Below are 9,101 nucleotides of genomic sequence, written 5' to 3'. Positions count from 1 at the left end.
GTCGAGGACTGCCCCGAAACTCCACCTGCTGCATCCTTCGAGTCAATGACGGAACGAACGGTATACGACGCTAGCATTCGTTTGGTGACGCTGGGTTATGACCAGTATAAGCTCGCCAGGCCTGCCTTCGAGTGAGCGAGACCCGGATGTCGTGGTACAGCAAGGTCGTCTGGTCAGAAGGGCTTTTCCTCAGGCCGCATCACTTCCAGCAGAACGATCGCTACCTCGAAAACTTGCTGGAAAGCCGCGTCAGGAACGTCACACCCTATCCCTGGGGCTTTTCCGCTCTGGAGATCGACCGCGATCTTGCCCAGCAGAGCCGCATCGGGCTGCGCCGCGCCGCCGGCATCATGCCGGACGGCACCCCTTTTGCCCTGCCGGACAACAGCCCCCTGCCCGCCGCCATCGAGGTGCCGGAGAACGCGGCCGGGCAGATTGTCTGGCTGTCCTTGCCGCTTGCCGCCGCCAACACGCGCGAGATCGAGGACGCTCTGAACGGCTCCGCCAGCCGCTATCTCCCCGCCTCGGAGATGCTGATCGACTCCACCGCCTCGCTGCGCACCGAGGAGGAGATCGACGTCGCCCATCCGCGCCTGACGCTGGAGCTGCGCAAGACGGCGAAAGCCGGCTATGTCGGCCTCGCGCTCGGCCGTATCGTGGAGGTGCGCGACCGCGCCATCCTGTTCGACGAGAAGTTCGCCCCGCCGGTGCTGGTCTGCTCGGCCTATCCGGTGATCGAGGGCTGGCTCGATCGTGTCATCGGGTGGATCGACAACAAGCTGGAGGAGCTCGCCCGCTACGCCGCCGATCCCACCGCCGGCGGCGGCCTGCAGAGCGCGGACTACTTCGTGCTGCAGCTTCTCAACCGCAACATCCCGGTGCTGCGGCACCTGCGCCGTTCGCGCTTCGTGCATCCGGAGCGGCTGTTCGCCAGCTTCCTTGCGCTCGCCGGCGAACTCGCCACCTTCACCACGGCCGAGCGCCGCGCGCGCGACTACCCGGCCTATGATCACGACGACCTGGAGAACTGCTTCGCGCCCGTCATCCGGGATATCCAGGACTTCCTCTCGGCCAATCTCGGCCGCCGCGCCATCCGGCTAGAGATCGTCGAACGGGCGACCAATGCCTTCATGTCCACGATCCGCGACCGCAGCCTGGTCCGCAACGCCACGCTTGTCCTGGAAGTCGCGGCGCGGCGCCCGCTCACCGAAATCCAGGCGCAGTTTCCCCAGCTCTTCAAGGTCGGCCCCAACACCAAGATGAACGAGATTGTCCATGCCCACCTGCCGGGCATCAATCTCGTCCACCTGCCGACGCCGCCGCCACAGATCCGTGCGCTCACGGATCATGTATACTTCTACCTCGACCGCACCTCGCCACTCTGGCCCGAATTCAGCACGGCGAGTTCGATCGGCATGCATTTTTCCGGTGACTGGCCCGATCTCGAACTCGAGCTCTGGGCCGTTCTGGAGGGCAGACGATGAGCGATCCGGGTTCGCCGTCCGATCCGTTCGGCCGTTCCGAGCGAACCATCATCCGGCCGAACCCCGGCGGGCGCCGCGCGCCGCTGCCCCAGCCGCCCGTGGCACCGCAGCCCCTGCCGTCCGCACCGCAGCCCCATGCCCCCTCACAAGCCCCGTCACCGGGTGTGCCCGGCACCGGCGACGAGTGGATGTCGAGCCCGGCGCCCGTACCGCAGCGCCCGCAGGCGCCGCCGCCTCCGGGCGGTGGGCAAGCCCTGCCGCGCCGGGAGCAACTGCTCACGCCGAACGCCAACCCGTTGCTGCGCGCCGCCGGCCCGCTTCTCCTGTTGCTCGGGCGGATGCGCGCAAACCTGTCCAATGCGCCTTTCGCGCAGCTCCTCGGCCAGGTTGGCGACTCCATCGAGGCCTTCGAGCATGATGTCCGCAATGCGGGCGTTCCGGCCGATACGGCACGCACGGCGAAATATGTCCTCGCGGCAACGGCCGACGACATCGTCCAGAACATTCCCGGCGACGACCGCCATGTCTGGACGCAGTACAGCATGCTCTCGCGCTTCTTCGGCGAACGCACCGGCGGCGTCCGGTTCTTCGAGGAGCTCGACAAGGCCAAGGCCGATCCGTCGGTCACCTACGGCCTGCTGGAACTGATGCACGCCTGCCTGGCCCTGGGTTTCCAGGGCATCCACCGCACCTCGGCCGGCGGCGCCAACAACCTGCAGATGATCCAGCGCAATCTCTTCGAGACGCTGCGCCGGGTGAAGCAACCCGACCCCGAGCTGTCCCCACGCTGGCGCGGCCAGGCGATCGCGGCAACCGTTGCGGGTTTCCGGATTCCGGTCTGGTCGGTGGCCGCCATCGCGGCGGTGGCGCTGCTCGGAATCTACTTCGTTTTCCGCGCGCTGCTGGCGGGGAATGCCGAGGCCGCTTCAACCGCACTTCTCTCGGTTCATCCCAAGGGCGAGATCGGGATCATGCGCAGGGTCTTCTCGGCGCCGCCGCCCCCGCCTCCTCCCCCGCCGCAGGCGCCCAGGGTCTGCGCCGCCGTGCAGCCGCCGATCGTCTGCCTGGTCACGCCGAATGTCATCGTCGTGCGCCTGACCGGCATCACCCTGTTCGAGCCGGGACAGGCGGCCGTTCGCAGCGAGTTCCAGCCATTGATCGAACGCATCTCGGCCGTGCTCGAGCAGGAAGGCGGCGCGATCAAGGTCGTCGGGCACACCGACAATGTGCCGATCCGCACCGCCCGCTTTCCCTCGAATGTCGAGCTCTCGCAAGCCCGCGCCAAAGCCGTGGGAGACATGCTGCGGGCCCGGCTCAGCAAGGCGGATCGCATCACCTTCGAAGGCAAGGGAGCGGATACGCCGATCGCGCCGAACACGACGCCAGACGGGCGCGCCCAGAACCGACGCGTCGAAATCCTGATCCAGCGCCAAAGCTAGGGAGGCAGGCATGAAACTCGCGACCTGGCTCCGGATTGCGGCGATCCTGATCGGAGCGCTCGCCCTCGCTGCGCTGATCTGGTTCGGCGGCCCTTTCCTCGCGCTCGGCGAGTTCAGGCCCTTCGAATACGACTGGGTGCGCCTGCCCGTCGTTGCGCTGCTGCTTATCGGGGCTCTGGCCTGGGTGGCGCTGGTCGCCATCCGCCGCCGAAAGGCCGCCGCCGCACTCGCCTCGGCGCTGGAGAAGGAGGAAACCACCGGCGACGACGCCGCCATTTCCAGCGCCATGAAGGATGCGCTCGCGACCCTAAGGAGCGCGCGCGGCAAGAATGGCGGCGATTATCTCTACGATCTGCCCTGGTACGTCATCATCGGCCCGCCCGGCGCCGGCAAGACCACCGCCCTGGTCAATTCCGGCCTCAAGTTTCCGTTGGCCCGCGGCACCGCCCCGGCCGCGGTCGCCGGCACCGGCGGCACACGCTATTGCGACTGGTGGTTCGCCGAGGATGCCGTGCTGATCGACACGGCCGGGCGCTACACCACGCAGGACACAGACACAAAGGCCGAGAAGGCGAGCTGGCTCGCCTTCCTCGATCTGCTCAAGGCCAACCGCCCGCGGCAGCCGATCAACGGCGTGCTCGTGGCGATCAGCGTCGAGGATCTGCTGACCTCCTCTCCCGACGAGATCGCGGCGCATGCCGACGCCGTCCGCGCCCGCCTGCTCGAATTGCACGAGCGCCTGAGGGTCGACTTCCCGGTCTATGCAGTCTTCACCAAGGCCGACCTGATTGCCGGCTTCAACGAGTTCTTCGGGACGTTGACGGAGCAGCAGCGTCGCATGGTCTGGGGCCACACCTTCCAGACCGCCGACAAGACCCGCAACATGATCGGCGACGTGCCGCCGGAATACGACGCGCTGATCGAGCGCCTGACGGAACGCCTTCCCGACCGCCTTCAGGATGAGCCCAACCCCACCGCGCGTGCCCAGATCTTCGGCTTCCCAAGCCAGATGGCGACGCTGAAACGCACGATCGTCGACTTCCTGACCCGCGTCTTCGAACCGACGCGCTACCACGCCAACGCCACCCTGCGTGGCTTCTACTTCACCTCGGGCACACAGGAAGGCACGCCGATCGACCAACTCATCGGCGCGCTGTCACGCAGTTTCGGTTCCGACCATGCGGGCGCAGCGACGTTCTCCGGCAAGGGCAAGAGCTATTTCCTGACCGAGCTGGTCCAGAAGGTCGTGATCGGCGAAGCCGGCTGGGTCTCGACCGATCTCGGCGCCGCGCGCCGCACCACCGCGTTGCGGCTCGCCGGCTTCGCCGCGGTCGCGCTGGTCTCGCTCGCCGCGCTCGGATTGTGGTGGACGAGCTTCTCGCGCAACAGCGACCTCATCAACACCACGAATTACGGCCTCGCAGACTATCGCAGTGCGGCTGCGCCCGTGCTGCAGGAGACCACCGTCTCCGACCGCAATTTCAGCCGCGTCCTGCCGCTGCTGCACAAGCTCCGGAACATGCCTGCCGGCTATGCCAGCCAGGACGAACCGACGCCCGTGCTCGCCACCTTCGGGCTCAGCCAGCGCGAGCGCCTGCAGAACGCCAGCGAGATCAGCTACCAGCAGGCGCTGGAGCGGATGCTGCGGCCGCGGATCATCTTCCGACTGGAAGAACAGCTCGAGCAGAACGCCAACAACCCCGGCTTCGTCTACGAGGCGCTCAAGGTCTACATGATGGTCGGCGGCCAGGCGAAGATGGACCGCGATCTCGTCACCTCCTGGATGCGGCTCGACTGGGCCGAGAACCTGTTTCCCGGCCCCGCCAACGCCAAGGGCCGCGAGGCGCTGGAGGAGCATCTCACCGCCATGCTCGACCTCGACGAGGGCGACGCCGAGCCCATGGTCAAGCTCAACCAGTCGCTGATCGAGCAGAGCCAGCGCACCCTGCGCCGCCTCAGCATCGCCGAGCGCGCCTATGAGCTCCTGAGGACGCAGGCCCGCAGCGAGAGCCAGAAGGACTGGGTTGCCTCGCAGCGGGGAGGCTCCGACGTGCGCCTGGTGTTCGAAGGCGTTGGGGGAGAGGACCTCGATCAGCTCCGCGTGCCGTATTTCTACACCTATGACGGTTTCCAGAACGCGTTCATCGGCCGGCTCGGCGATATCGGCGAACGCATCGAGAAGGAACGCTGGGTGCTCGGCGAGAATGCCGACCAGAAGGCGATCACCGCCCAGTACGCCACGCTGTTCCAGGATCTGATGAAGCTCTACAGCCGCGATTATGCCGCGACCTGGCAGAAGACGCTGCGGCGCCTGAAGCTGCGCCCTCTCAACGCCGACAAGCCGCGCTATGTCGCGCTCAGTGCCATCTCCGCCGCGACCTCGCCCTTCAAGCAGATCCTCGAATCCCTGCGCGACGAGACGCAGCTCACCAGGGAACGCCCCAACGCCAGGAAGGCCGTCGCGCAGGCGGCAGCCAAGCAGGCGGCACAGACCCTGGACGAGCGCGCCAGCCAGGCGCTCGGCCGTCTCGGCAGCAACCTGCCGATGGCATCCGCCGGCGTCGACCGCGTGCTCGCCGGCGGGAACGACGTCTCGCTCGGCGCCGATATCGAAAGTCAGTTCAAGCCCTTCCATGTCCTGGTCGACGGCGATCTCGGCCGCAGGCCCGTGGACCAGCTCCTGCAGACCTTCTCCGAGATCAATCAGAACCTCGCCACGGCCGCCACGAATCCCGCGCAGTCGGCCGCCGCGAATGCTGCGCTGGTGCCGCTGATCGCAACCTTGCGCGCCAATTCCTCGCGCTATCCCGCCCCCTTCGACGGCATGATCATGCAGGCGGTCAACGACTTCGAGGGCGATGCGACAGGCGCTACCGTCGCCCTGCTGCGGCAGGCTCTGGCCGAACAGGTCACCGGCGTCTGCAACGAGATCGTCACCAACCGCTACCCCTTCACGAAGGCGAGCGCGCGCGACGTGCCGCTCGCCGATTTCGCCCGCCTCTTCGCGCCCGCCCAGATCATGGACAAGTTCTACAAGGAGCGGCTGGAGCCGTTCGTCGACACGTCCAAGCCGCAATGGAGCTGGCGCGTCGACAGCCGCGTCGCCCGCGCACTTTCGCCGACGACGCTGCGTGAATTCCAGCGCGCCAGCGAGATCAGGGAGGCCTTCTTCCCGACCGGCGGCAACCTGCCCTCCTTCCAGATGGTCGTGACGCCGACCGCGCTCTCGGCCGATGCCTCCAGCGCGAAGCTGGAGATCAACGGCTTCACGGTGACGAGCCAGCAGGGCGTGAACACGCCCGTCCCGGTGATGTGGCCGGGCGGCGGCGTCGGCAGGACTGCCGTGACGCTGACGCTCGGCGGCGGCAGTAATTCCGGCGGCATGTTCGGCGGCGGCTTCTTCTCCTCGGGCTCGCAAGCGCCGCAAGGGGAGGCCAGGCTCTTCGAGAAGGATGGAACCTGGTCGTTCTTCCGCCTGCTTGATGCCGGCTCGGCGCTGAAGCAGGGCGACAATGTCGGCTTCACCCTCAATGCCGGCGGCCGCCAGGTCGGCTACTCCTTCGGCGTCGGCTCGCTCAAGAACCCGCTGATCCTGCCGGCTCTGCGGGAAATCCGCTGTCCTGCGGGGATATGATCCCGTGCCCTGCGGCCTCTTCGGCAAGCTCCCGGCCAAACGCGACTTCATCGCGCTGAACGCGCCCTCGGGCTTCCTCTCGGTCTACGAGAAGTGGCTGCAGGGCGGCCTGACCGCGAGCCGCCTTGCGCTGGGCCAGCGCTGGCAGGAGGCCTATCTCAACGCGCCGATCTGGCGGTTCTGGTTGGGCGGTGCCCATGGCGGCCAGAGCGTGGCCGGCGCCTTCATGCCCTCGGTCGATGGCATCGGCCGCTATTTCCCGCTGACCGTCTTCGCCGCAGCGGGGCCGGGTGCCGCGATCCCGCCGCCCGAGCTTGACCCGCAGGAGCGATGGTTCGCGGCCATCGAGGATTTCCTGCTCCACGCGCTCGAGCCGGAGGCGAATTACGAAACCGTCTCACAGCGCCTTGCCGCCCTGCCCGTCCCGCTCGATCAACACCTTGCGGCGCCGCCGCAAGACATGGCGCGGCTGCCGGACGGCACGATCGTCAGTGCGGCGGCCGGCCCGGGCTTTCCGGAGCGGTTGGCGGCGTTGCGCGTCGAGGATCACGCCCGCGCCTATGGCAATGCATGCTATCTCTGGACGGTGGGTGGGCCGAACTTCGAACCGTTGACGCTGGTCGGCTACGGACTCCCCGAGCCTCATCTTTTTTCCGGGTTGCTGACCGGCCGGTTCGACGCTTTCCTCGAGCCGGAACGCGACGTGTCGTGAGGCCCGGCCATGAATGACCGCACGCGCCAGAACGCGGATTTCGAAACCGGCTGCGTCAGCCATACCGGCAAGGTGCGCAAGGCGAACGAGGACAATTACATCCTGCGCCCCGAATTCGGCCTCTGGGCGGTGGCGGACGGCATGGGCGGGCACGAAAACGGCGCTCTCGCCAGCGCGACGGTGGTCACAGCGCTGGAGGCGGTCGGCGCGGCTCATTCGGCGCCGGAATTGCTGGCGATGCTCGAAGGCAGCGTCCTCAAGGCCAATGCCGAGCTGAACGAGCAGATCCGCCTGCGTGGCGGCGCTCCGATGGGCGCCACACTCGTCTGCCTGCTCGTGCACGAGCGCCATTTCGCCTGCGTCTGGTCGGGCGACAGCCGCATCTACCTCGTCCGCAACGGCCGGATCGCCCAGGTCTCGCGCGACCACACGGAGGTCCAGGACATGGTCGATCGCGGACTGTTGACGCCCGAGGAGGCCAGGCGCTCGCCACGGCGGCACATCATCACGCACGCCATCGGCGTCCACGAGACGCCCGAGCTCGACCTCGAAAACGGTGCGATCGCTGACGGCGACGCTTTCCTGCTCTGCTCGGACGGGCTCACCGAGCACGTCGCCGACGCCGAGATCCTCCAGGCTGTCGACGCCGGCGGCGCGCAGGCGGCCTGCGACGCCCTGCTGGCGCTAACGCTGGAGCGCGGCGCGCGCGACAACGTCACCATCATCGTGGTGCGCTATCGGCAGGGCGCGCCCGAGCGCACGCGCTGGTTGCCGAACCGGCCCTCACGAGGGAGCACCAGGCCATGAGCGACGACCCCGAGCGCACCGTATTCGCGCCGCGCCCCAATGCCCGCATCGGCTCCAGGCTGAACGGCATCTACGAGATCGAGAGCCTGATCGCCGTCGGCGGCATGGGCGAGGTCTACAAGGGCCGCGCCATCCAGACCGGGGACGCGGTGGCGATCAAGATGATCCGCCCGGACATGGCGCTCGACGAAGCGGTGATCGCGCTGTTCCGGCGCGAGGCGGCGGCCCTGCACAATCTCTACAACGAGGCGATCGTCCGCTACTACGTCTTCGCGATCGACCCGGCGACCGAGACGCCCTACCTGGCGATGGAATTCGTCGACGGCCAGCCGCTTTCGGAGCGCATCAGGCAGCAGCCGCTCTCGTCCGAGGAGGCCAATATCCTGCGCCAGCGCGTCGGCCCCGGCCTGCACGCCGCCCATCGGCTCGGCATCGTCCATCGCGACATCTCGCCCGACAACATCATCCTGCCCGGCGGCGACCCCTCCCGCGCGAAGATCATCGACTTCGGCATCGCCCGTTCCAGCCTTCTCGGCGAAGGCACGGTGATCGGCTCCGGCTTCGCAGGAAAGTACAACTATGTCTCGCCGGAGCAGCTCGGCCTGTATGGCGGTGAGGTCACCGGGCGCTCCGACATGTATTCTTTCGCCCTGGTGCTGGCGGAGGCGGTGACCGGCCGCCCTATCGACATGGGTGGAAGCCAGGTCCAGATCCTCGACAAGCGCCGCCGCCTGCCCGATCTCTCCGCCGTCGACGCCCGCCTGCGCCCCCTGCTCGCGCGCATGCTGGCGCCTGACCCGAACGACCGCCCCGCCGACATGGCCGAGGTCGCCGCCTGGCAGCCCGCCGCGGCCGGCAGGAAACCGGCCGCCGGAAAACGGCCCGCGGAAGCTCAACGTCGCTCTCCGCTGCCGGTGGTAGCGGGCGTCGCTGCCCTTGCCCTGCTCGGTGCCGGCGGGGTCTATGGCTGGAACATGCTGCGGCCGGGCGGAAGCGGACTGACGCCGCGGGCTGCGCTCGACGGC

The 9,101-nt window shown here is 67.8% G+C and carries 6 protein-coding genes; all 6 read left to right on the top strand.

The window, feature by feature from the left end; translation table 11 throughout:
- Positions 1 to 146: 146 nt before the first annotated feature.
- Entirely contained in the window at positions 147 to 1,484 is a 1,338-nt protein-coding gene (gene tssK / locus ACIPIA_RS05740) for a type VI secretion system baseplate subunit TssK (RefSeq protein ID WP_400507534.1), read from the top strand.
- Positions 1,481 to 2,923: a type VI secretion system protein TssL, long form gene (tssL, locus tag ACIPIA_RS05735; RefSeq protein WP_400507531.1), complete on the top strand. Its 1,443-nt coding sequence runs from the start codon at positions 1,481 to 1,483 to the stop codon at positions 2,921 to 2,923. The genes tssK and tssL overlap by 4 nt, the downstream gene beginning before the upstream one ends.
- A 10-nt stretch (positions 2,924 to 2,933) precedes the next feature.
- Positions 2,934 to 6,557: a type VI secretion system membrane subunit TssM gene (gene tssM / locus ACIPIA_RS05730; protein ID WP_400507529.1), complete on the top strand. Its 3,624-nt coding sequence runs from the start codon at positions 2,934 to 2,936 to the stop codon at positions 6,555 to 6,557.
- A 4-nt stretch (positions 6,558 to 6,561) separates the two neighbouring features.
- The gene (gene tagF, locus ACIPIA_RS05725; protein WP_400507527.1) at positions 6,562 to 7,269 is read left to right on the top strand and encodes a type VI secretion system-associated protein TagF; all 708 of its coding nucleotides are present in this window, start codon (positions 6,562 to 6,564) and stop codon (positions 7,267 to 7,269) included.
- Between the two features lie 9 nt (positions 7,270 to 7,278).
- A complete protein-coding gene (locus tag ACIPIA_RS05720) occupies positions 7,279 to 8,076 on the top strand; it encodes a PP2C family protein-serine/threonine phosphatase (RefSeq protein WP_400507525.1) in 798 nt (265 codons plus the stop codon).
- On the top strand, positions 8,073 to 9,101 hold a 1,029-nt coding region (locus tag ACIPIA_RS05715), incomplete at its 3' end, for a serine/threonine-protein kinase (RefSeq protein WP_400507524.1). The genes ACIPIA_RS05720 and ACIPIA_RS05715, both read left to right, overlap by 4 nt.

The sequence above is a fragment of the Allobosea sp. CER48 genome, assembly GCF_044752385.1.
Classification (GTDB): Bacteria; Pseudomonadota; Alphaproteobacteria; order Rhizobiales; family Beijerinckiaceae; genus Allobosea.
This window is presented reverse-complemented; position numbering and strand designations above follow the sequence as displayed.